This window comes from Gordonia insulae (assembly GCF_003855095.1).
Lineage (GTDB): Bacteria > Actinomycetota > Actinomycetes > Mycobacteriales > Mycobacteriaceae > Gordonia > Gordonia insulae.
Window position 1 is genome coordinate 3,639,197 of the sequence record NZ_CP033972.1, and the last position, 26,162, is coordinate 3,665,358.

Annotated in this window: 26 protein-coding genes and 1 tRNA gene; 16 read left to right on the forward strand and 11 right to left on the reverse strand. The window is 68.9% G+C overall.

The genetic code is table 11. The features are described from left to right. Positions 1-32: 32 nt before the first annotated feature. Genes D7316_RS16595 through D7316_RS16620 form a run of 6 tightly spaced genes read left to right on the forward strand, consistent with a single transcriptional unit; the run spans position 33 to position 7,787 of the window. Positions 33-677 (forward strand): hypothetical protein, encoded by a 645-nt coding sequence (locus D7316_RS16595; RefSeq protein WP_124709229.1) that lies wholly within the window; start codon positions 33-35, stop codon positions 675-677. After that, positions 670-2,028, forward strand: coding sequence for a glutamine synthetase family protein (locus tag D7316_RS16600; protein WP_124709230.1), 1,359 nt, complete (start codon positions 670-672; stop codon positions 2,026-2,028). Before D7316_RS16595 ends, D7316_RS16600 begins: the two co-directional genes overlap by 8 nt. Continuing rightward, positions 2,025-2,786, forward strand: a complete 762-nt coding sequence (locus D7316_RS16605) for a gamma-glutamyl-gamma-aminobutyrate hydrolase family protein (protein WP_124709231.1) — start codon at positions 2,025-2,027, stop codon at positions 2,784-2,786. The genes D7316_RS16600 and D7316_RS16605 overlap by 4 nt, the downstream gene beginning before the upstream one ends. Further along, the gene (locus D7316_RS16610; RefSeq protein ID WP_124709232.1) at positions 2,783-5,206 is read left to right on the forward strand and encodes an AMP-binding protein; all 2,424 of its coding nucleotides are present in this window, start codon (positions 2,783-2,785) and stop codon (positions 5,204-5,206) included. Before D7316_RS16605 ends, D7316_RS16610 begins: the two co-directional genes overlap by 4 nt. Then, the gene (locus D7316_RS16615; RefSeq protein ID WP_124709233.1) at positions 5,203-6,324 is read left to right on the forward strand and encodes a Zn-dependent alcohol dehydrogenase; all 1,122 of its coding nucleotides are present in this window, start codon (positions 5,203-5,205) and stop codon (positions 6,322-6,324) included. Before D7316_RS16610 ends, D7316_RS16615 begins: the two co-directional genes overlap by 4 nt. After that, positions 6,321-7,787 (forward strand): aldehyde dehydrogenase family protein, encoded by a 1,467-nt coding sequence (locus tag D7316_RS16620; RefSeq protein ID WP_124709234.1) that lies wholly within the window; start codon positions 6,321-6,323, stop codon positions 7,785-7,787. Before D7316_RS16615 ends, D7316_RS16620 begins: the two co-directional genes overlap by 4 nt. A gap of 79 nt (positions 7,788-7,866) precedes the next feature. Here the strand turns inward: D7316_RS16620 and D7316_RS16625 are convergent, their stop codons facing one another. The 3 genes from D7316_RS16625 to D7316_RS16635 form a co-directional block, all read right to left on the reverse strand. Beyond that, complete coding sequence (locus D7316_RS16625; protein ID WP_124709235.1) at positions 7,867-9,087, reverse strand: PucR family transcriptional regulator; 1,221 nt, start codon at positions 9,085-9,087, stop codon at positions 7,867-7,869. A gap of 137 nt (positions 9,088-9,224) precedes the next feature. Beyond that, positions 9,225-9,309: transfer RNA gene (locus D7316_RS16630), tRNA-Ser, on the reverse strand. Between the two features lie 12 nt (positions 9,310-9,321). Then, entirely contained in the window at positions 9,322-9,780 is a 459-nt protein-coding gene (locus D7316_RS16635; protein WP_124709236.1) for a MarR family winged helix-turn-helix transcriptional regulator, read from the reverse strand. 124 nt (positions 9,781-9,904) lie between these two features. Between D7316_RS16635 and D7316_RS16640 the strand changes: the two genes are divergently transcribed. After that, positions 9,905-10,870, forward strand: a complete 966-nt coding sequence (locus D7316_RS16640; RefSeq protein ID WP_197718252.1) for an NAD(P)H-quinone oxidoreductase — start codon at positions 9,905-9,907, stop codon at positions 10,868-10,870. A gap of 20 nt (positions 10,871-10,890) precedes the next feature. Here the strand turns inward: D7316_RS16640 and D7316_RS16645 are convergent, their stop codons facing one another. Together D7316_RS16645 and D7316_RS16650 are read right to left on the reverse strand one after the other, a co-directional pair. Further along, positions 10,891-11,373, reverse strand: a complete 483-nt coding sequence (locus D7316_RS16645) for a MarR family winged helix-turn-helix transcriptional regulator (RefSeq protein ID WP_124709238.1) — start codon at positions 11,371-11,373, stop codon at positions 10,891-10,893. A gap of 108 nt (positions 11,374-11,481) precedes the next feature. Further along, positions 11,482-12,678, reverse strand: coding sequence for a cysteine desulfurase-like protein (locus D7316_RS16650; RefSeq protein WP_124709239.1), 1,197 nt, complete (start codon positions 12,676-12,678; stop codon positions 11,482-11,484). Between the two features lie 64 nt (positions 12,679-12,742). Here D7316_RS16650 and D7316_RS16655 point away from each other — a divergent pair, with 64 nt between their 5' ends. From D7316_RS16655 to glfT1, 4 genes are read left to right on the forward strand one after another with little or no spacing between them, the layout of a single operon-like run. Continuing rightward, positions 12,743-13,294, forward strand: coding sequence for a bacterial proteasome activator family protein (locus D7316_RS16655; protein ID WP_124709240.1), 552 nt, complete (start codon positions 12,743-12,745; stop codon positions 13,292-13,294). A gap of 25 nt (positions 13,295-13,319) precedes the next feature. After that, a complete protein-coding gene (gene wzm, locus D7316_RS16660; RefSeq protein ID WP_124709241.1) occupies positions 13,320-14,180 on the forward strand; it encodes a galactan export ABC transporter permease subunit Wzm/RfbD in 861 nt (286 codons plus the stop codon). A gap of 12 nt (positions 14,181-14,192) precedes the next feature. Beyond that, on the forward strand, positions 14,193-15,020 hold the full coding sequence (wzt, locus tag D7316_RS16665; protein WP_124709242.1) for a galactan export ABC transporter ATP-binding subunit Wzt/RfbE: 828 nt from the start codon (positions 14,193-14,195) through the stop codon (positions 15,018-15,020). Then, positions 15,017-15,943, forward strand: coding sequence for a galactofuranosyltransferase GlfT1 (glfT1, locus tag D7316_RS16670; RefSeq protein WP_124709243.1), 927 nt, complete (start codon positions 15,017-15,019; stop codon positions 15,941-15,943). Before wzt ends, glfT1 begins: the two co-directional genes overlap by 4 nt. Before the next feature lie 47 nt (positions 15,944-15,990). On the opposite strand, the gene D7316_RS16675 is transcribed toward glfT1, so the two are convergent. Next, positions 15,991-17,397, reverse strand: coding sequence for a DHA2 family efflux MFS transporter permease subunit (locus D7316_RS16675; protein ID WP_232016937.1), 1,407 nt, complete (start codon positions 17,395-17,397; stop codon positions 15,991-15,993). Between the two features lie 55 nt (positions 17,398-17,452). Here D7316_RS16675 and D7316_RS16680 point away from each other — a divergent pair, with 55 nt between their 5' ends. Both D7316_RS16680 and D7316_RS16685 read left to right on the forward strand, forming a co-directional pair. Then, positions 17,453-17,926, forward strand: a complete 474-nt coding sequence (locus D7316_RS16680) for a winged helix-turn-helix transcriptional regulator (RefSeq protein WP_124709245.1) — start codon at positions 17,453-17,455, stop codon at positions 17,924-17,926. Between the two features lie 54 nt (positions 17,927-17,980). After that, positions 17,981-18,673, forward strand: a complete 693-nt coding sequence (locus D7316_RS16685; RefSeq protein WP_124709246.1) for an SDR family oxidoreductase — start codon at positions 17,981-17,983, stop codon at positions 18,671-18,673. A 70-nt stretch (positions 18,674-18,743) separates the two neighbouring features. Here the strand turns inward: D7316_RS16685 and D7316_RS16690 are convergent, their stop codons facing one another. Then, a complete protein-coding gene (locus tag D7316_RS16690; RefSeq protein ID WP_124709247.1) occupies positions 18,744-19,172 on the reverse strand; it encodes a pyridoxamine 5'-phosphate oxidase family protein in 429 nt (142 codons plus the stop codon). Positions 19,173-19,291: 119 nt separating this feature from the next. Here D7316_RS16690 and D7316_RS16695 point away from each other — a divergent pair, with 119 nt between their 5' ends. Continuing rightward, a complete protein-coding gene (locus tag D7316_RS16695) occupies positions 19,292-20,170 on the forward strand; it encodes a TIGR03619 family F420-dependent LLM class oxidoreductase (protein WP_124709248.1) in 879 nt (292 codons plus the stop codon). 36 nt (positions 20,171-20,206) lie between these two features. Here the strand turns inward: D7316_RS16695 and D7316_RS16700 are convergent, their stop codons facing one another. From D7316_RS16700 to D7316_RS16710, 3 genes are read right to left on the reverse strand one after another with little or no spacing between them, the layout of a single operon-like run. Further along, positions 20,207-21,622: a phytoene desaturase family protein gene (locus tag D7316_RS16700; protein ID WP_124709249.1), complete on the reverse strand. Its 1,416-nt coding sequence runs from the start codon at positions 21,620-21,622 to the stop codon at positions 20,207-20,209. A gap of 3 nt (positions 21,623-21,625) precedes the next feature. After that, a complete protein-coding gene (locus D7316_RS16705) occupies positions 21,626-22,129 on the reverse strand; it encodes a GtrA family protein (RefSeq protein ID WP_124709250.1) in 504 nt (167 codons plus the stop codon). A 43-nt stretch (positions 22,130-22,172) separates the two neighbouring features. Beyond that, on the reverse strand, positions 22,173-23,003 hold the full coding sequence (locus D7316_RS16710; protein WP_124709251.1) for an aldo/keto reductase: 831 nt from the start codon (positions 23,001-23,003) through the stop codon (positions 22,173-22,175). 68 nt (positions 23,004-23,071) lie between these two features. Here D7316_RS16710 and D7316_RS16715 point away from each other — a divergent pair, with 68 nt between their 5' ends. Then, entirely contained in the window at positions 23,072-24,289 is a 1,218-nt protein-coding gene (locus D7316_RS16715) for an alpha/beta hydrolase family protein (RefSeq protein WP_124709252.1), read from the forward strand. A 7-nt stretch (positions 24,290-24,296) separates the two neighbouring features. After that, a complete protein-coding gene (locus D7316_RS16720; protein ID WP_124709253.1) occupies positions 24,297-25,844 on the forward strand; it encodes a phytoene desaturase family protein in 1,548 nt (515 codons plus the stop codon). A gap of 18 nt (positions 25,845-25,862) precedes the next feature. On the opposite strand, the gene D7316_RS16725 is transcribed toward D7316_RS16720, so the two are convergent. Further along, complete coding sequence (locus tag D7316_RS16725) at positions 25,863-26,129, reverse strand: hypothetical protein (protein WP_124709254.1); 267 nt, start codon at positions 26,127-26,129, stop codon at positions 25,863-25,865. Positions 26,130-26,162: the final 33 nt, after the last annotated feature.

Sequence of the window (26,162 nt, forward strand, 5' to 3'; positions counted from 1 at the left end):
TTCCCTTCCCCCACAACCGATCAGGACACGCCATGGAAACCACCACCCCACCTCCGGCCCCGCTCGCGGGCGACGCCGTCGTCATCGACGACGATGCGACGCCGATCGTCCGGCTGCTCGGCAGGACCCTGCGGGACTCGTTCCGGACCGGACACGCTGTCGACAGCCTCGAACACCTGTCGGGCTCCGTCGCCGTCCGGTCGCACAACACCCCGCAGGCCGCCACTGTCGTCCTGCGTGACGGTGCCGCGACCGTCACCGGAGGGACCGCGGGACGCACGGACGCCGCGCTCATCCTCGACCTCGACGACCGACTTGCGGCAGTCGCGACCGACGGTGATCCCCTGCTGGCCGGAGCGGTGCGCCAGGCGCTGTGCCCGCCGCTGCCGTCGTGGCGCGACGCGGCCGCGCGGTTCTGGGACCTCACCCGCGGAATCCGTGGCATACCCGACGTCCTGGTCGCGGTGGCACTGGGCCCGGACGGCCCCGAGGAGGCCAGGTTCGGCACCGGCGCGGACACCTACCGCATCGTCGGCACCCCGGATCTGCTCGCGGGCGTCTTCACCGGCGCCGACTACCTCCTCTCCGCCCTGGAGCGCGGTCTTCGCGTCCAGGGAACGCTCTCGCAGCTGTCCGTCACGACCGCAGCCTCCTGGAAGGTTCGATTCGATGTCTGATCTCGCCGCCCCTGAACGGGACACGCAGACCAAAGCCGTGCGGCTCGAGGCCACCAACCACGACGGCAGCTTCATGGGCAAGAACGTCACGCCGGCGAAGTTCGCGTCGGGCAGGGAATCCGGCTTCGCGTTCGCCGACGTCCTGTTCGCCATCGACATGGGTACCGACATCGTGTTCGGCGACGCCTACCCCGATTGGCGCGGCAACCTCTACGACATCTCGATGATCCCCGACATGAGCACGCTGGTCCGGTGGAAGTCCGGCGTCGACTCCGTGATCGGCGACTTCTGGCTCAAAGACGGACGCCCCGTGCCGATCTGCCCACGCAACATGGTCCGCCGGCTGATCGATCGGCTCGCGGCCCTCGGCTACACCGCCACCGTCGCGGTGGAGATCGAGACGACGCTGTTCGAGGAGTCGATCCAAGAGGCCAGGGCCCGCGGTTACCGCGACCTCACGCCGCTGGGCGGCAACTCCGGATCCACCTACTGCCTCGCCCGATCCACCGACTGGATCGACTACATGGAGGCCGTCACCGACCGCCTGGACGAGCTCGGCATCGTCTGGGAGGCGTGGACCGACGAGGCCGCACCCGGCCAGACCGAGCTCAACATCGCTCCCACCGAGCCTCTGGCACTCGCCGACGCGTGGGTGCGGACCAAGCAGGTGATGCGCGAGATCGCGTGCGAGCAGGGCCGGTCGGTCACCTTCATGGCCAAGCCCACGGCCGGTTTCGGGCAGGGCGCGCACATCAACCTGTCGCTGCAGCGCGACGGCGCGAATCAGTTCTACAACCCTGACGGCCCGTCCGAGGTGATGCTGCAGGCGGTGGGCGGACTCATGGCGACGATGGCCGGCAACACCCTGCTCGCGCTGCCGCAGATCACCTCGTACCGCAGGCTCGTCGACGTGTCCGGGCCGCCGACAACCATCTCGTGGGGCGTCAACAACAAGACCGCGGCACTGCGTGCCATCGCTGGTCACCCGAAGTACTCCCGGCTCGAGTACCGCGTGCCCGGATCGGACGTGAATCCGTACTACGCGCTGGCCGGCATCCTCGCGGGTGTCGTCGCGGGCATCGAGCGGAAGATCCAGGCCCCGCCGCAGGTAGACGACATGGCGTGGTGCCTGCCCGACGACTGCGGCGTCGAGCGCATCCCCGACTCCATCACCAAGGCGATCGCAGCGCTCGACTGCGACGAAATCCTCCGCGAGTACCTCGGCGACGAATTCGTGGACTTCTGGACGGCGTCGCGGCGCTGGGAGTGGATGGAGTTCCACACCAAGGGCGGCGATCCGTACGCCGAACTCTCCGAGTGGGAGTCGCGTCGATACTTCGAGTTCTCATGAACCGCCGGCCACTCATCGGGATCACCGGCCGCCGTTTCGAACTGAGCCTGATCGCCGGGTCCGACCCCCGCTACGGAAAGGCGTGCATGGACTCGTTCATGTCCGCGTTCGCGACCCGGATCGCGCAGGCCGGCGGCCTGCCGGTGCACCTGCCCTACGACGCCGACCCCGACGACGCCTGCGAGTGGCTGTCGGGCGTGGTGATCACCGGCGGGCAGGACGTGCATCCCGTTCGTTGGGGCGGCGACACGACGGTCGTCCGTGACGTGGACCCACGCACCGACCCCAACGCCCACGATCCGGAACGTGACGAGTACGAATTCGCCCTCACCCGTGCGGCCGTCGACCGCGGGATTCCGCTGGTCGGCGTGTGCCGGGGACTGCAGGTGCTCAACACCGCACTCGGCGGGACGCTGATCGCGGACCTTCCGCCGGGACCGATCCCCCATCTGTCCCCGCAAGCCGCCCCCACCGACGGCGACGCCGTCCACATCGTGCGGTTCGAGCCCGGCTCGACGGCCGCGCGCGTGTTCGGCCCCAGCATGACAACGAATTCGTGGCACCACCAGGCGGTCGACCGTTGCGGCGACGGCCTGATCGTCACCGGCCGGACGTCCGACGGTGTCATCGAAGCGGTGGAGGCGCCCGGGGCACCGATCCTCGGGGTGCAGTGGCACCCCGAGTGGATGGACAGCGACGACCCGGCGATGAGCTGGATCGTCGACGAATCGCAGAGCCGACAGGAGGCCTGGCAGTGACCACACCTCATATCGACGAGACCGCTCGGCGGGTCGCCGTCGACCCGAGTGAGCTCGGCGACGCCCCGCGGATCGGCACCGTCACGGGACTTCTGGCCGACGGTGCCGCCCGCACGCCGGGCGCAGAGCTGTTGCGGTTCGGCGACGAATCGTGGACCTACGAGCAGGCGGACGCGGCGTCGTCGGGGCTCGCGCACCTGCTGATCTCGGACCACGGCATCGCCCCGGGTGACCGGGTCGCGATCATGCTGCCGAACGTCGTGGGCTGGCCACTCACCTGGTTCGCCGTGCTCAAGGCCGGCGTGGTTGCCGTGCCCGTCAACTCCACCTACCGCGCGGTCGACCTGCGGTTCGTGCTGGAAGACTCCGGTGCCCGCGTGATCGTGACCGACGCCGACCATCTGCCGCTGGTGCGCGAGGTGATCGCGGGCGATTCCGCGTTGGCCGGCGTCGGCGTCGTCGACATCGCCGAGACCACCACCACCGAGCACCCGTCCACCGCCCCGGACGTGGACGTCCGCCCGGACACCCTCGCGAACCTGCAGTACACGTCGGGGACCACCGGTTTTCCGAAGGCGTGCATGCTGACCCACGACTACTGGACCCGGATCGGCTGGACCTGCGCCGGAGCGGCCGGCCTCGGTCCCGACGACGTGCTGCTGACAGCCCAACCCTTCTCGTACATGGACCCGCAGTGGAACACCGTGCTGGCGTTGACGACCGGCGCTCCGTTGGTGGTACTGCCGAAGTTCTCGGCGTCCGGCTTCATGCGCGACGTGCGCCGCCACGGCGCGACCTTCTGCTACGTGCTCGGCTCGATGCCCACTCTGCTGTTCAAGCAGCCGCCCGGCACCGACGATCGCGTGAATCGCCTGCGCGGCGTGTTCTGCTCCGCCATTCCCACGGCGCTGCACGCCGCGCTGGAGGAACGCTGGGGCGCGCCCTGGCGCGAGGTGTACGGGATGACGGAGAGCGGGATCGACCTGTTCAGCCCGTTCGACGACGCCGCTGCCGTCGGCAGCGGAACCCTCGGGCATCCCGTACCCAGCAAGCAGGTCCGGATCGTCGACGCCGACGGCGCCAAGGTCCCGACCGGGACACCGGGCGAGCTGACCGTGGCCGGTGCGCCGATGATGCTCGGCTACTGGAACCGCCCCGAGGAGACCGCACGGTCCCTGCGCGACAGCCGCCTGCACACCGGTGACGTCGCCGTCGAGGACGAGCACGGTGGGATCCGCCTCGTCGGCCGGCTCAAGGACATGGTGCGGCGCGGCGGGGAGAACGTTGCCGCCGCCGAGGTCGAGGCCGCACTCGAGCGCGACGACGCCGTCGTCGCGACCGCCGTGGTCGCCGAACCCGACGACGTTCTCGGCGAGGAGGTCAAGGCCTTCGTACAGCTCGCCGCGGGTGTCGTCGCCGACCGCGGGACGGCCGAGGCGATCATCGGCCGCGTCGCCGAAGGCCTTGCCCGCTTCAAGGTGCCGCGCTACGTCGAATTCGTGTCGGACTTCCCCCGCACCCCGTCCGAGCGGGTGTCCAAACCCGCACTGAAGGCCCGTGCCGCGCACGCCCCCGGCACCGTGTACGACCTGCGCGCGCCGGCACCGTCGACCAAGGAGAACCCCGTGAACAAGACCGACCAGGCGACCGAGCGCGTACTCGTGGAGGTGACCCGGGATGTCGCCGTCATCACGCTGCGCCGGCCCGACAAGCTGAACGCGCTGACCGCGCCGATGCGCAGACGCCTGTCCGCGCTGATCCGCGAGTACGGCACAGGCGACAAGGCCAGGGGCATCGTGCTCACCGGGACCGGACGCGCATTCAGCGCGGGCGAGGACCTGGCCGCCGCGCCCACGTCCTTCGAGGAGATGCGCGAGAGCTTCGAGAGCTTCCACGACGTGACCCGCGCCGTGATCGAGACCCGGGTCCCGGTGATCGCGGCGATCAACGGGATCGCCGTGGGCGGTGCGTCGGAGATCACGCTGTGCTGCGACGCACGCCTGGGCACGCCGCGGACGGAGTTCTACCAGCCCGAGAACGGGCGCGGCCTGACCATCTCCAACGCGTCGAGCATCTTGTTGCCCCGCCTCGTCCGGGGCCACGCGATGCGCATGGTCCTGGCATCCGAGCGTCTGGTAGCCGACGAGGCGCTGAGGATCGGCCTGCTCGACGAGATCGTCGCACCGGAGGCGCTGCTCGACCGCGCCATCGACACCGTCCACGCGTGGACCCCCGAGGACGTCAACAACACCGCCCTGCACCTGGAACTGCTGCGGCCGTCGATCGAGGAGATCGAGCGTGCCTTCGAGCGCGAGGACGCGGCGGCTGACGAGTCGTGGAACAGCGGCGCGCTCACCGCCGGTGTCCAGGGCTTCTGGGACGCACGCACATCCGCGACCGCGAACGGAGCGAAACGATGATCATCACCCGCGCTGCCGTGCTCACCGAGGTGGGCCGGCCCCTGCACCTGACCGACATCCACGTCGACGATCCCGAGCCGCACGAGGTGCGGGTCGCCGTCACCCATGTGGGGCTCTGCCACAGCGACCTGCACTATATGACCGGCACCGTCGAATCCGAGATGCCGGTCGTCGTCGGGCACGAAGTGGCGGGCGTCGTCGAGTCGGTCGGCTCTGCCGTCACCGACCTCGAGCCCGGCGACCGCGTGACCGGCGCGCTGACCCCGTCGTGCGGGCAGTGCGCGAACTGCAACGCGGGCCGCTCCACCCAGTGCCGGCGGCAGGCGGAGATCCGGCGCCGCCCTCGGCCCGCGTACTCGCTGCCTGACGGGACGCCCGTCGCCCGCCTCGGCGACGTCGGCGCGTTCTCCGAGCACATCCTGCTTCGCGCGAACGCCGCGGTGATGCTGCCCGACGACGTACCGACCCGCGTCGGTTGCCTGCTCTCCTGCTGCATCGTGACCGGCGTCGGCGCTGTGTTCCGCGGGGCGCAGGTGCGCCCGGGTTCCACCGTCGCTGTGATCGGCTGCGGCGGAGTCGGATCGGCCATCATCCAGGGCGCGCGGCTGGCCGGCGCGACCGCCATCGTGGGTATCGACCTCGACGACGCCCGCCTCAAGGCCGCCCACCAGTACGGCGCCACGCACACCGTGAACGGCGCGGGCGACGTGCCCGCGGAGATCGTCGAACTGCTCGGCGACGGTGTGGATTTCGCGTTCGAGGCCGTCGGCTCCGCGCGCACCGCCGCGACCGCCCTGGCTGTGGTGCGGCCGACCGGCACTGCCTGCCTCGTGGGTATCGCGCCCGACGGCACCGACGTTTCCGTCCCCGCCTCCGACTTCTTCTTCAGCGAGAAGCGCCTGATCGGCTCCTACATGGGCTCCGGCCAGGCACGTGAGGACATCGGGCAATTCGCCCGCCTCTACCAGCAGGGCCGCCTCCTCCTCGACGAGATGGTCACGGACGTCATCGGATTCGAGGCGATCGACGAGGGCTTCGAGGCCATGCAATCGGGCGACGTGACGCGGATCGTCGTCGCCATGCCCACCCGCCCCGAGACCGAGGAGACGACCCCGTGACCACCGAAACCACCACCATCCTCGCCCAACCCCGCAACCACATCGCCGGCGAATGGGTCGACTGCGAGGCGCTCGACACCTGGAACGCCGACCCGAACACCGGCGAGCCAGTCCACCGCACGGTGACCACCGTCGCGGCCGACTTGGAGCGGGCGTTGGATCTCGCGCAGCGCGTCTACGATGCGACGGACTTCACCGCCGACGACTTCCGGATCGAACGCGCCGAGGCGCTGGAGCGGGCCGCGGCGAACGTCGAGCAGCGGATCGAGGAGATCGCCCGCGTCGACGCGTTCACCAGCGGCACGGCGATCGGTGCCACCCGCAAGGTCGCGGCGTTCCTTCCGCACCGCCTGCGCGGCGCGGCCGCCGAGGCGCGCACCATCGCCCGCGTCAGCCCACTCACCGCGGGCGGGCGCGACGTCCGACTGCACCGCATCCCGTGGGGCCCCGCAGCGATCCTCACCCCGTGGAACGGCCCCAGCTTCATCCCGGCGGCCAAGGTCGCGAGCGCCATCGCATCCGGCTGCCCCGTCCTCCTCAAGCCCTCCGAGCACGCACCCGCGAGCGCGCAGGTCATCGCCGAGTGCTTCGTCGACGCCGGCCTGCCCGACGGTGCGCTTCAAGTGGTGCACGGAACCGGCCAGATCGGCGCCGCCCTCACCGGCGACCGTCGTGTCCAGGTCGTGTCGTTCACCGGCGGCCCGGGGGCGGGCAGGGCGATCGCCCGCGCGGCTGCGGAGGACTTCAAGGTCCTGCAGCTCGAACTGGGCGGCAACAACCCCGTGATCGTGCTCGACGACGCCGACCTCGACGTGACCGCCGACGGGATCCTCACGGGCATGACGAATCTCAACGGCCAGTGGTGTGAGGGGCCGGGCAAGGTGCTCGCGCCGCAGCACCTGGTGCAGCCGCTCCGCGAGGCGCTGCGCGAACGCATCGCGAGGCTGCGGATCGGGCACTCGCTCGACGAGGCCACCGACATCGGCCCGATCTCCAACGAGCCGCACCACCACACGCTGCGGCAGCGGATCGACGGTCTCCGCGCGCTCGGAGCCGAGATCGACCAGCCGGGCGAGCTGCCCTCCCTCACCGGGTTCTTCCTGTCCCCCACTATCGCAACCGGATCCGACCCCGATCGCACGACGGCGGAGCTGTTCGGGCCGGTCGTCTCGCTGCACGGCGTGGACTCCGAGGCGGAGGCGCTGCGGGCGGCGAACGCGCACGCCTCGGGCCTGGACGCATACGTCTTCGGCACCGACACCGACCGTGCGATCGCCGTCGGTGCCCGGGTGAAGTCCGGCGAGGTGCGCGTCAACGGCGCGAAGGTCGCCGACCTCGGAGACGAGTCCGCGCAGAGCTTCTGGGGCCAATCCGGGATCGGCGGGCACGGTCCCGCCGAGTCGATCCGGGTGTTCTGCGGAGACCGGGTGGTCGGGGTCGATTCGCCCGACCTGCCGATGTAAGGCGAGGAGACCAGCCGCGATTGGCGGCGACGACTTCACGACCGACCCCGCGTCAACCGGTCGGGGGACGCGACAGCGGTCAGTCGCGTAGCTGCACGAGCATGAGCGCCGCGACGACGCTCGCGGCGTTCTCGGCGAGCGGCGCCGGGAGGAGCTGGTCGGCCCGCGCAAGCCTCCGCTCGACGGTGTTCCGGTGCGTGAACAGACGCTCGGCGGCGGCGGAACCGTTGAACCGCTCCTGCACGTAGACAAGCACCGTTTCGCGCAGCGCGGGATCGGCGGTGACCAAGTCACCCAGTGTGTCGGCGACGAATTGATCGGCCTGCGCCATGTCGGCGGTGAGCACGGACAGGAGTGCGACGTCCTCGTAGCGGACGACCTGCCGGGTCGACCCCACACGGGCAAGCATGCGCTGCGCGGACGCGGCGTCGAGATGGCTGCGGCGGAAACCTTCGAGGTCCTGGCCGTGGCGACCGAAGGCGACGTGGATGCCAGGGGTGTCCGCGACGATCTGTTCGGCGACCTCCACCGGTGGGACCACGTGCGCCGGGACCCACACCCACAGGGCGGTGGTGCTCGCATTGAGTGTGAGCCGACGCAACGCGCCGCACACCCGCATCACCGCCTCCGCGGCGGCGTCGAGGTCGGCCGCCTCCTCCGCCGAGTCGCTCCAGACGATCGCGGCCACATGGTCACCCGTGAGTACGTAGCCGAGCCGCGATTCGGCCCGGGCGCGCCCGATCGGCGCACCCTCGAGCAGTAGCTGGACCGTGGCGTGCCGCTCGGCGTTCGCGCCCTTCGCGAGATCTGCGCGTTCCTGCTCCACGAACTCGTCGAGCGCGGCGATCGAATCGTCGATGAACGTGGCCATCGACCGCTCGGAGACCTTCATCAGGTCCCTGAGTTCGTCGAGGTCGCTCGTCGCGGCAAAGCACCCGTCGACCCACATCGACCACGCCCCGTGCTGGGCGCCACGCCAGGAACCCAGGTCGTGCAGATCGAGCCCGCGGCGCACCACGTCGCGCGCGAACTGCAGGATCTCGGGATCCATGCTCGGCGGGACCCTCGTTCCCGGGGCCTGGATGTTCGCAGACAACCAGTGCAGCATGTTGGTCCGGTTCATCCGGCGGTCGGCCGCGACGAGCTGTGGGTCCTCCAGCACGGCGCGGTAGTCCGCCGACTGGTGTGCGGAGGCGGTCACCTCTTCGGCGGCCGTGTCGGCCGCCGCGAGCATGTGCTCGGCGACCTCGCGGATCAGCGTGGCGGTACGCATGTTCGGGCGCGGCCAGGACGACTCCATCGTCGCACTGTAGCGCTGCGTCGGTCCGGCCAGTTGCATCGCGGACCACGAGGCGCTCCGCCAGATTGTCGTGGTCCGGGTGCCCGGCGCCTCATGTTCGGCTCGCACCCGCCGCACGACGGAACCCCTCCCATCTGCGGAAGCGGAGGGATTTGAACCCCCGGTGGTTTTACCCACGCTCGCTTTCAAGGCGAGTGCATTCGGCCGCTCTGCCACGCTTCCCTGCCGAAGAGGCTACTGGAGCGAATCGGGCAGACTCGCATCGACCTTGCCGAACACGGCGTCGAGAGTGCGCAGCTCATCGTCCTCGAGATGGTCGAACACGTGCCTGCGGACGCGGGACACGTGATTGGCCGTCGCGGCGAGCACCACGCCCCGGCCGCCGTCGGTCAGCCGGACCAGACGCGTACGCCCATCGGTGGCTTCGGTGACCTGCTCGACGTGGCCGAGGGCGACCAGTCGGGCGACCTGACGGCTGATCCCGCTGCGCGACACCATGCCCTCCTGCGCGAGATCCGACATGCGCTGTGGTCCGTCACGCGCGATGGAGATCATCGTCCGGTACTCGGCGTAACTGATGCCGTCTTCGGCGACGAGCCGTTCGTCGAGATGGTGGAACAACCGCATGGAGCCGACCAACATGGTCAGCCAGACGCGCAGTTCGTCCTCCGACAAGCCCTCGGGTACGGGCAACGTCCTCCCCTGTCTCCCCGACCCGATCGTGTGTGCCCCCGAACCCGACTGCCGTCAACCCTATGCGGTCGATCCGCTGCGGTCACTCATCCCGATGGGCGGCGCTTGTGACAGCATCGGGAGGGTGCGCGCCATCGCCGGATCCGACCAGCTGTCCGTAGTCACCCTCCCCGATCCCGATCCCGGTCCGACCGAGGTCGTCATCGATGTCGTCGCGGCGGGGGTGAATCGCGCCGATCTCCTGCAGCGTCGGGGCCTGTATCCACCCCCACCGGGCGCGGTCGACACCCTCGGCCTCGAGGTGTCGGGCCGCATCTCCGCACTCGGCGCGCACGTCGCCGGCTGGTCGATCGGTGACGAGGTCTGCGCCCTGCTCGCGGGTGGCGGATACGCCGAGAAGGTGGCCGTCCCCGCCGTCCAGGTGCTGCCCAAGCCGGCCGACGTCGACCTGGTCTCGGCCGCCGCCCTGCCGGAGGTCGCGTGCACCGTCGCGTCGAACGTGTACGACACGGCCCACCTCGAGAGCCACGAACTTCTTCTCGTACACGGTGGTTCGAGCGGTATCGGCACGCACGCCATCCAGGTCGCGCATGCGCTGGGATCGCGTGTGGCGGTCACGGCGCGGACCCCGGCCAAGCTCGCACGCTGCCGCGAACTCGGCGCCGACGTTCTCATCAACTACTCGAAGGACGACTTCGTGGAGGTGATCCGCGAGAGCGGTGGAGCCGCCGTGATCCTCGACATCATGGGTGCGGCCTACCTGGAGCGCAACATCAAGGCGCTGCGAACCGGCGGCCGCCTCGTGGTCATCGGAATGCAGGGCGGGGTGAAGGCCGAGCTCAACATCGGCGCGCTGATGGCCAAACGCGCGTCGGTGTCCGGCACCACCCTGCGGTCGCGCCCCGTCGAGGGTGCGGGGTCGAAGGCCGAGGTCGTCGCCACGACTCGGCGGATCACCTGGCCACTGCTCGACGCCGGCAAGGTGCGACCGATCGTCGACTCGACGTTCCCACTGGCCGACGCCGACGCCGCGCACGCCCGGCTCGACAGCGGCGACGCGATCGGCAAGGTCCTGCTCACGCTGGACTGAGGACCACCGGGTGCGGGGTGTCACCGGTCGGTCCCGATGCCCCGCTGCGCCAGACCCGCACCGATCTTGCGGAACACCTCGCCCAGCGTCTCGAATTCGTCGGTGGTCACCTGCTCGATCACCAGTCGGCGGATGAGCGCGTCGCGGACCCGGACGTGGTCGTCGAGTACGTCTCGACCGCCGTCGGTGATCCGCACGAAGCGGTGCCGCCCATCGGTGCCGCGCTCCACGCGCTCGACGATTCCGTCGTCGATGAGCCGGGCGATCTGTCGTGAGACGGTGCTGACGGTCATATGGACGGTGGCGGCGAGTTCACTGATCCCGAGTTCGGATCGTCGGCCGAGCGCTTCCAGCACCCGCAGGTCGGCCTGCGACATCCCGTGCGCCGACATCGCGGCGTTGATCTCTGCGAGCAGGCCCCAGCCGCCGTGGGTGAAGCTGCGCCAGACCTCGCGTTCGGTGGGCGTGAGCGGCCGGTCGGACTCTCGGGGACCAACGCCCATCAGCTTTCCGGGGCCGATTCGACAATATTCATTGACGTAAACCTAATGGCCACGATGCCGAATTGCGAGTCGTGTGGCGAGGTTCTCAGTCAGTTGACCCACTTCGGGTCAACCCAGGGAGCCCAGCGCCCTGACGAGATGATCCACCTCATAGGGGGTGGAGTACGGCCCGAGCCCGATGGTGACCGCTCCGCCGAAATCGCCTGCGCCCATCCGGGCCAGGGCTCGGCTGGGCGGATCGGCGAGTGCGCAGATCCCGTTGTCGGCGAGACGACGCACGACCTTGTCCGCGCTGACGCCGTCGAAGGTGAAGCTGACGGCCGGTATCCGGTCGTCGACGGTACCGACGAGGTTCACCTGGTTGAGGTGCTGCAACGTCGTGGTCAGGTAGAAGGTCAGTCGCTGCAGATACTCGTAGACGCCGTCGAGTGCGGTGACGAGCCGAGGCCGCCGTTTCCCGATGGCCGCGTCGTCGAGCGACGCGAGGTGCTCGACGGAGGCGACCAGGCCCGCGAGCAGCGCCCCCTGGTGCGGTTCGGGTTCCAGTCGCGCCGGCCCCTCGGCTCGCGGGTCCATCGACAGCGGGCGCAACCGATCCAGGCCGGCGGTGCTGCGGAACGCCATCGCGGCCATCCGCGGGCCACCCCACCGTTCCGCGGAGACGACCAGGACATCCGCCCCGAGCTCGCCGATGTCGATCGGCAGGTAGGGCGCGGCGCTCGTCGCGTCGACCACCAGCAGCGCGCCGGCCGACTTCGCCTGCTCCGCGATCGCCCCGACGTCGGTGATCGCCCCGATCGTCGACGACGCCAGCGTCACCGCGACAACCGCGGTGCGCTCATCGATGAGGTCCTTGTACTGCCACGTCGGCAACGCGCCCGTCTCGACGTCGACCTCGGCCCAGCGGATACGGGCGCCATGGCGGTCGGCGACACGCAGCCACGGCACGATGTTCGGCTCGTCGTCCTGCCGGCTCAGCACGACGTTGGCGCCCAGCCAGGTCAACGCCGGCAAGGCCTCCGCGAGCCCGTTGACCAGTGCCGAGCGCGACGGACCGAGGACCACGGTCCCCGGCTCCGCCGCCAACAGGTCGGCGACCGCGCGACGCGCCCGGTCGACGGTCTCCGCCGACGCGATCGCGGCCGGATACACCCCGCCCGGAGCCGCCGCGAGCTGCCGAAACCCCTTCGAGACCGCCGACGCGACCGAGTCCGGAATCTGCATCCCGGCCTGCGGGTCGAAGTGGATCCAGCCGTCACCGAGCGAGGGAAACAATCCACGCACATGTGCGACGTCGAAGGCCATAGGTCACACGATAGACATGGGGTATCCCCACCACCCGAGCGCGGCCTTCGGCACAATGGGTGCCATGACATCTGGACCCTTTCCGGGCAACGACCCACTCTCGAGCGGACCCGGCGGCGGTGCAGGCGAGGGTTCCGACCGCGTGATCGTCGTCGGCGGTCAGGGCGCCGACGACAAGGACGGCGACGGTCACAGCGTCGCGGACATGGTCGAACAGCCCGCCAAGGTGATGCGGATCGGCACGATGATCAAGCAGCTCCTCGAGGAGGTCCGGGCCGCTCCGCTCGACGACGCCAGCCGCAACCGGCTCCGCGAGATCCACGAGTCGTCGATCCGTGAACTCGAGGACGGGCTCGCGCCGGAACTCCGCGACGAACTCGAACGTCTCGCGCTGCCGTTCACCGACGACACCACTCCCTCGGACGCCGAGCTGCGCATCGCGCAGGCACAGCTCGTGGGGTGGCTCGAAGGGCTGTTCCACGGCATCCAGACGGCGTTGTTCGCCCAGCAGATGGCCGCCAGGTCCCAGCTCGAGCAGATGCGTCAGGGCGCGTTGCCGCCCGGCGTCGTGACCGGCGGCGGACCGCAGGGACCCAGCACGGGGCAATACCTCTGATGCCCCGCTTGTATGCTGAGTCCCCGTGTCATCGGTAGTCAGCGACGAGGTACCCCCAGCACCTGCGGTGTCCGATTCGCGCACGCTTCGTCGCGCGATCAAGGATCTGCGCGACGGCCTGGCCGATTCCGAGCTCTGGCTGCACCTCGGCTGGCAGGACATCAAGCAGCGCTATCGCCGATCGGTTCTGGGTCCGCTGTGGATCACCATCGCCACGGGCGTCACCGCGGTGGCCATGGGCCTGCTCTACGGCGAGCTGTTCGGCATGGACATCAAGGTGTTCCTGCCGTACGTGGCGCTCGGCTTCATCTTCTGGAACTTCATCCAGAGTTCGATCCTCGACGGCGCCGAGATCTTCTCCAAGAACGAGGGCCTGATCAAGCAGTTGCCGGCCCCGGTGAGCGTGCACGTGTACCGCGTGGTGTGGCGACAGCTGATCATCTTCGCGCACAACGTGGTGATCATCGTGGTGATCTTCCTGATCTTCCCGCCGCCGCTGAACTGGACCGTCCTGCTGGTGATCCCGGCCATCTCGCTGTACGTCCTGAACTCGCTCTGGGTCGCCATCGTGTTCGGCATCCTGTCGACCCGCTTCCGCGACATCGGTCAGCTGCTGACCACCGTCGTGCAGTTGGTGTTCTTCATGACGCCGATCATCTGGACCACCCAGAGCCTGGGCAAGACGACCGGAGAGACGTCATCGCGGCTGAAGATCGTGGAGCTCAACCCGATGTTCCACTACCTGGAGATCGCCCGTGGCCCCCTGCTGGGGCAGTCGGTCGAGTTCTACCACTGGGCGATCGTGCTGGGATGCACCGCATTCGGCTGGCTGATGGCGATGGTCGTGATGCGCAACTATCGGGCCCGCGTGGCGTACTGGGTGTAGGACGGGCACAACATGGCAACTGAGAACGCGGTTCGCGTCGACACCTGGGATGCGTGTGTCGACTTCCCCATCTTCGACGCGAAGACCCGGTCATTGAAGAAGTCGGTCATCGGCGCCGCCGGCGGCGTGATCGGCTCGACGGCGTCGAACGTCGTCGTGGTCGAGGCGCTGAAGAACATCAACCTGCATCTCCAGCACGGGGATCGGGTCGGTCTGGTCGGACACAACGGCGCCGGCAAGTCGACCCTGCTGCGCCTGCTGTCGGGAATCTACGAACCCACCCGCGGATCGTGCCGGGTGCGCGGCCGGGTGGCGCCGGTGTTCGATCTCGGCGTCGGCATGGACCCCGAGATCTCCGGCTACGAGAACATCATCATCCGCGGCATGTTCCTCGGCATGAGCCGCAAGGAGATGCTGAAGAAGATCGACGACATCGCGGAGTTCACCGAGCTCGGCGACTACCTCCAGATGCCGCTGCGCACCTACTCCACCGGCATGCGCGTGCGCGTCGCGCTCGGCGTGGTGACCAGCATCGACCCGGAGATCCTCATCCTCGACGAGGGCATCGGGGCCGTCGATGCCGACTTCATGAAGAAGGCGCGCGTGCGACTGCAAGCGCTGGTCGAGCGCTCCGGAATCCTGGTGTTCGCCAGTCACTCCAACGAGTTCCTCGCGCAGTTGTGCGATCGCGCGCTCTGGATCGACCACGGCGAGATCCGGATGGAGGGCGGTATCGAGGAGGTCGTCGGCGCCTACGAGGGTCCCGGCGCCGCCGCACACGTCCGCAAGGTGCTCGCCGGCCTGGAGAACCCGAGCACAGCCGAGGACACCAACCGATGAGCGAACGGGTGATCGCGGTGGTGGTCACCCACCGACGGGTGGAGCTGCTGGCCGGATCACTGGCGGTGATCGCCACGCAGGACCGCCCCGTCGATCATCTGATCGTCGTGGACAACGCCGACGAGGCCGAGGTCGCCGAACTGGTTGCCGGACAACCCGTTCCGACCACCTATCTGGGGTCGCAGCGGAATCTGGGCGGCGCGGGCGGGTTCGCGCTGGGCATGCTGCACGCGCTGACCCTGGGGGCCGACTGGATCTGGTGCGCCGACGACGACGGCCGCCCCGACGGCCCGACCGTACTCAGCACCCTGCTCGACTGTGCGGCACGCCATCAGCTCGACGAGGTGTCGCCGGTCGTCGCGAACATCGACGACCCGGACACGCTCGCCTTCCCGCTGCGCCGCGGCATGGTGTGGCGGCGCAAGCGATCCGAACTGTTCGCCGACGGCGCCGGCAACGGGCCGACCGGCGGCGCCCAGGAGGACGACTTCCTCCCCGGTATCGCCTCGCTGTTCAACGGCGCCCTGTTCTCCGCGAAGGCGATCGACGAGGTCGGTGTCCCCGATCTGCGGCTGTTCTTCCGCGGCGACGAGGTGGAGATCCATCGACGACTCCAGCGATCCGACCTCGCCTTCGGCACGTGCCTGACCGCGGGCTACCTGCACCCGGACGGCTCCGAGGAGTTCCGGCCGATCCTGGGTGGCCGCATGCACACCCAGTATCCGGACAATCCGACCAAGCGCTACTTCACCTACCGCAATCGCGGCTACCTGATGAGCCAACCCGGCATGCGTAAGCTGATCCCCCAGGAGTACGCCCGGTTCGGCTGGTACTTCCTTGTCCAGCAACGCGATCCGAAGGGGTTCGCGGAGTGGATGCGACTACGCCGACTGGGCCGTCGGGAGCGGTTCACCCGCCCGTAGGCCGGCACAGACGACGGGGAACGTCGCGAATTCCGATACGTTCGACGTCATCCGTGAGCGCGCCTCGGTGGTTTCATGCCCAGCGCGGTGACCGCCCCCAGTACGGCGACACCGCCGAGGACGAACCACGCCGCCTGAAAGGCGCTGTGCGCGGCCACATATCCGACCGGTGCGCCGACGATCGCGACGAGCAGGCTGACGCCCAGCGCCATCCCGATCTGCCGGCTCATGTTGACCACGGCACTGCCCGTCGCGGACTGGTGTGCCGGCAGGTCGGCGGTCGCCGACGACAGGATCGACGGAAGAGCGAGGCCGACACCGATACCGCCGATCAGCCAGCCCGGCAGGATCTCGGTCGCGTAGTCGGGGGTCGCGTCCACCGACAGCGCGATGATCACGCCGCCTAGTCCGAACAGCAGGCAGCCCGCGGACACGATGGCGCCCACCGGGATACGGGCGCTCAGTCGGTGCGCCACGGCGGCGAAGATCGGCACCATCAGCGGCCCCGTCGAGACCGCGAAACCGGTCTTGATCGCCGAGTATCCCCAGACCTGCTGTAGCCACAGGATGTTCGCGAGCAGTGCCCCGGCGAACGGGATCGCGAAGAGCACCGCGGTGACGTTGGAGAAGGAGAACGCGCGCACCCGCAGCAACGCGGGATCGATGACCGGCTCGGGATGTCGCGCCGAGCTGACGATGAACGCGGCCAGCGCGGCGACCGCGACGATCCATGCGCCGATGATCCGTCCGTCCGACCAGCCCCATTCGGGTCCCTGCACGAGCCCGAACGTCAACGCGCCGATCGAGATCGCGAGCAATGCGGCGCCGACGAGGTCCGGCAGTCCGGTCACCGTGTCGTTGCGTGACCGGGTCAGCACGAGGGCCCCCGCGACCAGCGCGGCGATACCGACGGGGACGTTCACCAGGAAGACCCAGCGCCACGAGGCCTCGACGAGGAGACCGCCGACCGCGGGTCCCAACGCCGCGGCGAGGGCACCGGTGGCCGCCCAGATCCGGACCGAGCGGGCGCGCACTTCGGGCGGCATGGTCGAGACGACCAACCCGAGGCTGGCCGGGGTGAGGATCGCGGCGCCGACGGCCTGCACGCATCGGAACGCCACCAGCCACCAGACCCCGTCCGCCGCGGCACACGCGACGCTGGCGGCGGTGAAGATCGCCAACCCGAGCAGGAACCCGCCCTTGCGGCCGTACCGGTCGACGATTCGCCCCGCGGGCACCAGCAATGCGGCGTAGATGATCGTGTAGGCATTCAGCACCCACGACAGTTCGGAGAGACCGACGCCGCCGAAGTCGTGGCCGATGTCATCGAAGGCCACATTCACGATGAAGACGTCGAGGCTCGCCATGAACGCGGCCAGCGACAGGATCAGCAGCACCACGCCCGGACGGCCTGCCGCTTTCTGCGCGGGCACGTCCTCAATGAGTTGTTTCACGCAACTGATGTAATCAGACTTGAGTTGCTTGACGCAACTCACTAGTGTGGGCGTCATGCGCCGCGCAACCTTCACCGAGATGAACTGCTCAGTGGCCCAGTCCCTCGAGATCGTCGGGGAATGGTGGACGCTGCTGATCGTTCGCGACGCCCTGCTCGGCGTGACCCGCTTCGACGAGTTCTCGACCCGACTGGGCATCGCGCGCAATGTCCTCACCCAGCGTCTCGACACCCTCGTCGAGCACGGAGTGCTGGCCAAAGAGCCCTACCAGGACAAGCCGGTGCGCTACGACTACCGGCTCACCGACAAGGGCCGGGACCTGTGGACGGTGATCGCCGCCCTGCGCCAGTGGGGTGACAAATGGGCGGCCGAGGACGGGGCGCCGGTGATCACCACACATCGGACGTGCGGCCACACGATGACCGTCGAGCCGGTGTGCTCGGAGTGCGGCGAGCCGCTCACGCGTGGATCACTGCGGGTGCACCCGGGTCCGGGTGCACGTGGCAACCCACTACCCCGGCACCACTGAATCCCCCGTGCCCGGAACCTCCGGCGCACATCGTTTTCGACGATAGGAATCCCCATGCTCATCGACGGCCACAACATCCTCGTCACCGGCGCCTCCAGCGGCCTGGGTGTCGAGTTCGTCACCCAGGCGCTGCACCGCGGCGCCGCGAAGGTCTACGCCGCGGCCCGACGCGACATCACCCACCCCGATCCGCGGGTGATCGCCCTGCACCTCGACGTCACCGACGCCGACAGCATCGCCGCAGCCGCGGCGGCCGCGCCCGATGTCGACGTCCTGATCAACAACGCCGGCCGCCATGGCGCCACGTCGCTGCTGACGTCGCCGATGGCGGAGATCCGGGATGTGTTCGACACCAATGTCTTCGGCGTTCTGGAGATGACACGCGCCTTTGCACCCGCCCTGGCGGCGCGGGGCGGCGGCGCCGTGATCGACATCGCGTCGGCGCTCAGCTGGATCGCGACACCGGGTGCCTACTCATCCTCGAAGGCGGCGCTCTGGGGCCTGACCAACAGCCTGCGGGCGGAATTGGCGGGTCAGGGCACGCAGGTCCTCGGCGCCCACCTGTCCTATGCGGCGACGCCAATGACCGATGGTCTGACAGATGCGCCGAAGCTGGCCCCCGAGACGGTCATCAAGCAGATCCTCGACGACCTCGAGCGCGGTGCGGACGAGTCCATCGTCGACGACATCACCGCCGCCGTCCGTGCCTCGTTGGCGACCACCACGACGGCCGCGCTGACCGCCTGAACCGCACCGCCTCCCGGCGCAGGACCGAGTAGACGCAGGACCCAGCAGACGCAGGGCTTAAACGCAGGGCTCAGTAGCTGAATCGCCGGACCGAGTCCGGGTGGATGACGAGGCACACCTGATCCTCGGCCAGGATCTCCGCGAGGTCGCGCGCCCGGTCGGGGTCACCGAGATCCCAATAGCGGTCGGCGAGGCGCGCGGCCAGGCCGTGGGCGCCGTCGGCCGCCACGGTGACCCGACCGGATACCGAGACCCAGCGCTCACGTTCGCCGACCGGTGCGGCGACGACGATCGACGCGCGGGGGTCGCTGCGCAGTCGTCGGATCTTCACCGAGTCGGGTCCGGTGAACAGTTGGATGACGCCATCGTCGGTCGCCTCGAACCAGACCGGTCGAGGCTGCGCCGGAACCGGTCCGGACGCCACGGACAGGAATCCGTGCAAGGGTCGGCGCAAGAACTCGAGATCGTCGGCAGTGAGTGAACCGTTGTCTGTGCTCATGGTCCGGGGAACGCGCCGTGCAACCGGACAATTCCGGCGAGCCCGCCCGTACCCCTCCCGCCGGGAATTAGAACGTGTTCTACTCTTGGTGAAGATCGTCACACGTCCCGAGGAGCACGATGCGCTTCACCTATGCCGAGGCAATGACCGACCCGAGCTTCTACCCGCCGCTCGCGCAAGCGGCTGAACAGGCCGGATACGCCGGATTCACCATCCCCGACTCGCTGGCCTATCCCGAGGAGTCGGACGCCACCTACCCGTACACACCGGACGGCAACCGCGAGTTCCTCGACGGCAAGGCGTTCATCGAGACGTTCATCCAGGCCGCCGCGCTCGGTGCGGTGACCTCGACCATCCGGTTCACCCCCTTCGTCGTGAAGCTCCCGGTCCGCCCGCCCGCACTGGTCGCCAAGCAGGCGAGCTCCGTGGCCTACCTGACCAACAACCGGTTCGCGATGGGCGTCGGGACCAGCCCGTGGCCCGAGGACTACGACTTCATGGGCGTCGACTTCAAGCGCCGCGGCAAGCGGATGGACGAGTGCATGGACATCATCCGCGGACTCACCACGGGTGAGTACTTCGAGTTCCACGGCGAGTTCTACGACATCCCGAAGATCAAGATGACGCCCGCCCCGACCGAGCCGATCCCGATGCTCGTCGGCGGCCACGCCGACCTCGCGCTGCGCCGGGCGGTCATCCGTGGAGACGGCTGGATGCACGGCGGCGGTCCGGCGGAGGAACTCGACGCGCTGCTCGACAAGATCGCCGAGATCCGCAAAGCCGAGGGAAAGACCAACGACCCGTTCGAGATCCACGTGATCTCGACCGACGCCTACACGGTCGACGGATGCAAACGCCTGGAGGACAAGGGCATCACCGACGTCATCGTCGGGTTCCGGTTGCCCTACATCAAGGGACCGGACACCGAACCCCTGGACAAGAAGATCCAACATCTGAACTGGTACGCGGAGAACATCATCGCCAAGGTCAACGGCTGACTCACCGCCCGGGTCGGCTCGACGACGCCGGCGACCTCATCGTCCGAGGTGTCGCAGGGCCGCACGGGCGGCGTGATGGCCGCACATCCCGTGCACCCCACCGCCCGGCGGGGTCGCGGACGAGCACAGGAAGACACCGGGGATTCCGGTGTCATAGGGGTTCGGCGACAGTCCGGGCCGCGCGATCAGATGGCGCAGATCGTTGCGTCCACCACCGATGTCACCGCCCACCTGGTTGGCGTTCGCGAGTTCCAGGTCGGCCGGTGACGTGCTCACCACGTCGATGATCCGGTCCCGGAAGCCGGGCGCGAAGCGTTCGATCTGCGCGGTGACGGCTGCCGTCGCGTCGCCGGTGTACCCGTGCGGCACATGGGCATACGCCCACAGGGGTTTGAGCGAGCCGACGGCTCGCGATGGGTCGGCGAGCCATTGCTGCCCGACGAGGGTGAAGGGCCGGCCGGGCATCACCCCGGCGACGACGTCGGCCTCGGCGGCGGCGATCTCGGCGAATGTCCCACCGAGATGTACCGTGCCCGCGCGGCTGCAGCCGGGGTGCGTCCAGCCGACCTCTCCGTCGATGAGGTAGTCGACCTTGAATGCCGCGGGCCCGTGTCGATACCGGTCGTACCGTCGGGACGCACGCGCCGGCAACCTGTTCCCGAGAATTCGCGATGCCGCACCGGGCATCACGTCGAGCATCACGACGTCCGCATCGCCGATCTCGTCGATGTCGGTGATCGTCTGACCGACGGTGATGCTGCCACCCGCGTCGATCAGCGCGGACGCCAGCGCGGACGTGATCGCCGACGACCCGCCCTCGGCGACCGGCCACCCGTACCTGTGCCCGGCCGCGAGCAGGATCAGACCCGCCGCCGCCGACCCGGGCCGATCCAGCCGGGTGAAGGCGTGCGCGGCGACGCCACCGAACAGGGCTCGGGCGGCGTCGGAGCGGAACACGCGGGCGACACCGGTCGCCGGATACAGCGCCCGATGCCCGAACTCCGCCAACCGGACCGGATGTCGTGGCCACGCCAGCAGCGGGCCGAGAAGGTCTTCGGCGAGGTCGTCGAAGTCCGCGGCGACACCGCCGATCATGTCGCGCCAGACCGATTCGTCGACGTCGAGGCCGGCCGCGGTGTCGGAGACCGAGCGGCGCAGCAGCGCGGCCCCGCCCCCGTCGAGAGGATGCGCGCAATCGATCTCCGGCCACCGCCAGCGCAGTCCGTGCTCGTCGAGCTTCAGTGCGCGCAACGCCGGTGACCCGGCCCCGAGGGGATGGAACGCGGAACAGTGGTCGTGCCGGGTCCCCCGGCCGAACAGGTCGCTGGTCCGGGTGCCGCCACCGATCTCGTCCGCGGCCTCGATGACGCGCACGTCGCATCCGGCGCGGGCCAGCATGACCGCCGCGGTCAGGCCGTTGGGCCCGCTGCCCACGACGACCGCGGTGGTCATACGTCAGCGAATCCGGAAGATGACGAGGCGTTGCACCACGAAGTTGATCACCGTCGCGGTGCCTTGGGCGATGACGTAGGCGCCGAAGCTGTAGATCAGCGTCTCCGGCCACATGTGCGAGAACACGGTGTAGAGGCCGACGTTGACGAAGAACGTGACACCGTAGAGGGCGGCGACGGCGATGAATCGCATCGCGCTCGGCTCGGCCTCGAACGTCCAGCGCCGGTTGAGCAGATACGCGGTGGTGGTGCCCAGGATGAAGCCGAAGGACTTGGCGATCCAGAACGGCGTCCCGACGACGTATTGGAGCAGGATCGTGAGGCCGAAATCGAGGACGCCGGACCCGGCGCCGGTGATGGCGAACCGGATGATCTGGGTCTTGAGGTCGACGTTCGTCGATGCCTCGCCGTCGTTGAACGGCAGCTCCAGCGGCGTCGGGGCGTGGCGGGTCGTGAAATCCTCGTGGCGCGGGTGTTCCTCGCCGGCGCCGGACTCGGGTCGAGACACGCCCCAAACCCTAGTCGAGACGTCGATCGGGCGAGGTGTGGGTCTAGAACTCCTCTTCGACGTCGGAGTCGCGCGCCGCCTTCTCACCGCGGTCCAGATTCACGAGCGCGGCCAGGTCGTCGGCATCGAACTCGAAGTCGAACAGGTCGGCATTCTCGAGCTGACGTCCGGCATGCGATGACTTCGGGACGACGCTGATCCCGTGCTGCACCGCCCAGCGCAGCGCGATCTGTGTGGGCGACTTGCCGTACTTGCGGGCTAGGCGGATCACCGAGGCCTCCCCGAGCATCCCCTCCTTGCGGCCGGTGGGATGCCAGGCCTGCGCATGGATTCCCTTGTCCTCCATGAACTCCCGCAACTCCGACCGGGCCAGTGCCGGCGAGCACTGGATCTGGTTGAGCGCAGGCCAGCGACCCGTCTCGTCGTAGAGCATCTGCAGGTGATGTTGCTTGAAGTTCGAGACACCGGCCGTCCGGATGAAACCCTCGTCGGCAAGGGTGAGCAACGCCTTCCAGGACTCGACGGTGCGGCCGAGACTCGGACACGGCCAGTGGATCAGATAGACGTCGATGTGGTCGACACCGAGTCGGCGCGCACTGTCCTTGGCGGCGTTGATCGCCTCGTCGAAGCCCTGATCGCCGCCACCGAGTTTGGTCTGCACCACCACGTCGTCCCGTGGCACGCCGGATTCCCGCAGTCCGAGACCCACACTGCGCTCGTTGCTGTACCGCGTCGCCGTGTCGAGCATGCGGTAGCCCGCACGCAGTGCGCCCGAGACCGCCGAGACACTCGGTCGCCCCAGCATGTCAAAGGTGCCCAGGCCGACCATCGGAATCGAGAATCCGTTGTTCAGCTTCACTGACGGAATGTCCACCATCCAAGGATAGGTGCAACACGACATCTCGGCGTGCCGGTCGAGTGGGTGATCTACGGTGAGAGATCATGAAATCTCGACGGGCTCCGCGCCGTTTCACCGCTGTCCTCGCGTCCCTGCTCGTCGGGAGTGCGGTTGCCCTCACCGTGAGTCCCGCGCATGCCGACGACCTCGCCGCCACCCCTGCACCGAACTGGTCGGGCCTCGACGTCGCGGACTATTCCGGGCCGATCCCCACCGACGCCGGCCGTCTGATGGCGCAGGTGCCACTCGCCGCGTCGGTGACACTGCCCGATGCCGGGCGCGCCTTTCGGATCCAGTTCGCGACCCCCGACCAGCACGGCCGGATGGCGTCGAGCACCGCAGCCGTCTTCCTGCCGAAGGGGTCCGCCCCGGCCGGTGGATGGCCGGTGATCGCCTGGGCGCACGGCACCACCGGACTCGGCGATGCCTGCACACCGTCGGCTCAACCGCGCAGCGACCGTGACGCCGCCTACCTCGGCCACTGGCTGCGGCAGGGTTATGCGATCGTCGCGACCGACTATGTCGGGCTGGGCACGCCAGGTCTGATGAGCTACCTCAACGGGGAGTCGGAGGCGCACTCGATCGTCGACTCGGTGAAGGCCGCCCGGCAGACGGGCCTCCCGCTCAGCCGTCGATGGGCGATCGTCGGTCAGTCACAGGGAGCGGGCGCCGCCCTCAACGGTGCGCGACGGGCGACCGAGTTGTCGCGGGGATCGGGCCTCGACTATCGGGGCGTCGTCGCGACCGGCACGCCGGCCAACATCGAGCAGATCGTCGCGCTCGGCGGTCCCGACTTCCCACCGGTCCGCCTGCCGGCGGGGTTGAACACCTACGTCACCTACATCCTCGCCGGCTTCATCGATGCACGCCCGGATCTCCGTCCGCAGTCGGTGCTGACCCCGCTCGGCGCGCAGCTGATCGAGAAGGCCCGGCATCTCTGCTATCCCGAGATGGCGTCGGTGATGACCGGCCGGGACCTGCGCACCCTGTTCCGTGCACCGATGAGCAGCATCCCGGGCGTGCGCTCGGCGCTGGCCGAGTACATGGGCACGCCGTACTCGGGGTATGACCGTCCGATCTTCCTCGGGCAGGGGCTGCTGGACACGGATGTGCCCGCGCCGTCGACACTTTCGCTGTATGCACAGATGCGCGCAAACGGTCAGCCCGTCGAGGTGCACGTCTACCCCACCAAGGACCATTCCGGCACGGTGCTCGCTTCCATGCCCGACTCGACCCCCTTCCTCCGCCGCATCATGAGGTGATCCCGACATGACCGCAGCACACCAGTTCGACGACATCATCATCGGTGCCGGACACAACGGGTTGACCGCCGCCGCCTATCTGGCGGGCGCGGGCCGTTCGGTGCTGGTGGTGGAGAAGGCCGATCACGTCGGCGGTGCCGCGGTGTCGGCGATGCCGTTTCCCGGCCTGCCCGCCCGGCTGTCGCGGTACTCGTATCTGGTCTCGCTGCTGCCGCGCCAGATCATCACCGACCTCGACCTCGACATCCGACTCATCCGTCGGCGCTACTCGTCCTACACCCCGTTGCCCAACGATCCGACCACCGGAATCCTGGTCGACAACGGCGACCTGGACGCGACCGCCGAGTCATTCCGTCGCGCAACCGGTTCCGACACGGTGTTCACCGCGTGGCAGTCGTTCTACACCCGGCTGGGCACCGTCGCCGAGCGGGTGTTCCCGACGATGCTCGAACCGCTGCGGTCGGCCGCGGAGATGAACGAACTGGTCATCGGCACCGATACAAGCAATGCCGAACTGTGGGAGGCGCTGACCACCCGACCGCTCGGCGAGCTGCTCGATCAGTACTTCGACGACGACGTGGTGCGCGGGATCGTCGCCACCGACGGCCTGATCGGCACGTTCGCCGACCTCGACGACGAGGCCATGCGGCAGAACATCTGCTTCCTCTATCACGTGATCGGGGGCGGCACCGGCGACTGGGATGTGCCGCTCGGCGGGATGGGGGCGGTGTCGGGCGCGCTCTACCAGGCTGCTGTCGCGGCGGGCGCCGAGATCCGAACCGGGGTGCGCGTTGTCGGGATCGATCCGGACGACGGCACGGTCGAGCTCAGCGACGGGTCCGTGCGTGGTTCGATGCTGTACGCGGCGTGCGCGCCTCAGGTCGTCAACTCGCTGCTCGATGACCCGATCGACACCGAATCCGGCACGCAGGGAGCGCAGCTCAAGATCAATCTGCTCCTCGAGCGACTCCCGCGCCTGCGTGACACCACGGTGTCACCGGAGGCCGCCTTCGCCGGCACCTTCCACATCAACGAGAGCATCAGCCAGCTGCACGATGCGTGGCGGCAGGCTGCCCGCGGTCAGGTACCCGAGCTCCCGCCGTGTGAGATCTATTGCCACACCTTGTCCGATCGGTCGATCCTGGGGCCCGAGCTCGACGGCCGCCACACCCTCACCCTGTTCGGCTTGCACACCCCACCCGAGGTGTTCGACGCGCCCGGAGCCGTCGAGCATGCGGTCGGTGCGACTCTGGCGTCACTGAACTCCGTACTGGCCGAGCCGATTCAGTCCGTCATCGCGCACGACGTGACCGGCAGTCCGTGCATCGAGGTGAAGACGCCGCAGGACCTCGAGGAGACCCTCGGACTCCCGGGCGGCAACATCTTCCACCGGAGCCTGCAGTGGCCGTGGGCGGAAAGCGAGCGCGAGATCGGCACGTGGGGTGTCGAGACGCGTCATCCACGGCTGCTGCTGTGTGGTGCGGGCGCGCGGCGCGGCGGTGGGGTCAGCGGCATCCCGGGCCGGAACGCGGCCGCCAAGGTCCTGCAGAGCTAGACGCTCACATCCGCGCGATCACGCACTCGCTGCGCGCGACAGCGACTCCCCATCGGTTCGTGGCCCGAGTTCGTCGAGGCGGCGGGCAACCACCGCGGCGATGTCCGCGGCCGTTTGCGGATCCAGACCCTGGTGATCGCCGAGGGCGTCGCGCAGGCGAAGGAAGTAGTCGCGCTCGGACAGTCCGAACTCGATCATGATGTCGGACGGATCGCCGCCACCGTAGCGGTACCACCGCTGCGCAAAGGCCACCACGTCGGCAGCCTCCTGAGGTTGTGATGTCATGACATACATAATGCCCGAGGCCGGTGAACAACA

Coding starts and splice junctions, on each gene's coding strand:
- D7316_RS16720 (WP_124709253.1), top strand. CDS start 24,297: ATGACCGCAGCACACCAGTTCGACGACATCATCATCGGTGCCGGACAC.
- D7316_RS16600 (WP_124709230.1), top strand. CDS start 670: ATGTCTGATCTCGCCGCCCCTGAACGGGACACGCAGACCAAAGCCGTG.
- D7316_RS16690 (WP_124709247.1), bottom strand. CDS start 19,172: ATGAGCACAGACAACGGTTCACTCACTGCCGACGATCTCGAGTTCTTG.
- wzt (WP_124709242.1), top strand. CDS start 14,193: ATGGCAACTGAGAACGCGGTTCGCGTCGACACCTGGGATGCGTGTGTC.
- D7316_RS16595 (WP_124709229.1), top strand. CDS start 33: ATGGAAACCACCACCCCACCTCCGGCCCCGCTCGCGGGCGACGCCGTC.
- D7316_RS16625 (WP_124709235.1), bottom strand. CDS start 9,087: ATGGAGTCGTCCTGGCCGCGCCCGAACATGCGTACCGCCACGCTGATC.
- D7316_RS16645 (WP_124709238.1), bottom strand. CDS start 11,373: ATGGGCGTTGGTCCCCGAGAGTCCGACCGGCCGCTCACGCCCACCGAA.
- D7316_RS16655 (WP_124709240.1), top strand. CDS start 12,743: ATGACATCTGGACCCTTTCCGGGCAACGACCCACTCTCGAGCGGACCC.
- D7316_RS16615 (WP_124709233.1), top strand. CDS start 5,203: ATGATCATCACCCGCGCTGCCGTGCTCACCGAGGTGGGCCGGCCCCTG.
- D7316_RS16700 (WP_124709249.1), bottom strand. CDS start 21,622: ATGACCACCGCGGTCGTCGTGGGCAGCGGGCCCAACGGCCTGACCGCG.
- D7316_RS16695 (WP_124709248.1), top strand. CDS start 19,292: ATGCGCTTCACCTATGCCGAGGCAATGACCGACCCGAGCTTCTACCCG.
- D7316_RS16685 (WP_124709246.1), top strand. CDS start 17,981: ATGCTCATCGACGGCCACAACATCCTCGTCACCGGCGCCTCCAGCGGC.
- D7316_RS16715 (WP_124709252.1), top strand. CDS start 23,072: ATGAAATCTCGACGGGCTCCGCGCCGTTTCACCGCTGTCCTCGCGTCC.
- D7316_RS16605 (WP_124709231.1), top strand. CDS start 2,025: ATGAACCGCCGGCCACTCATCGGGATCACCGGCCGCCGTTTCGAACTG.
- D7316_RS16680 (WP_124709245.1), top strand. CDS start 17,453: ATGCGCCGCGCAACCTTCACCGAGATGAACTGCTCAGTGGCCCAGTCC.
- D7316_RS16725 (WP_124709254.1), bottom strand. CDS start 26,129: ATGACATCACAACCTCAGGAGGCTGCCGACGTGGTGGCCTTTGCGCAG.
- glfT1 (WP_124709243.1), top strand. CDS start 15,017: ATGAGCGAACGGGTGATCGCGGTGGTGGTCACCCACCGACGGGTGGAG.
- D7316_RS16650 (WP_124709239.1), bottom strand. CDS start 12,678: ATGGCCTTCGACGTCGCACATGTGCGTGGATTGTTTCCCTCGCTCGGT.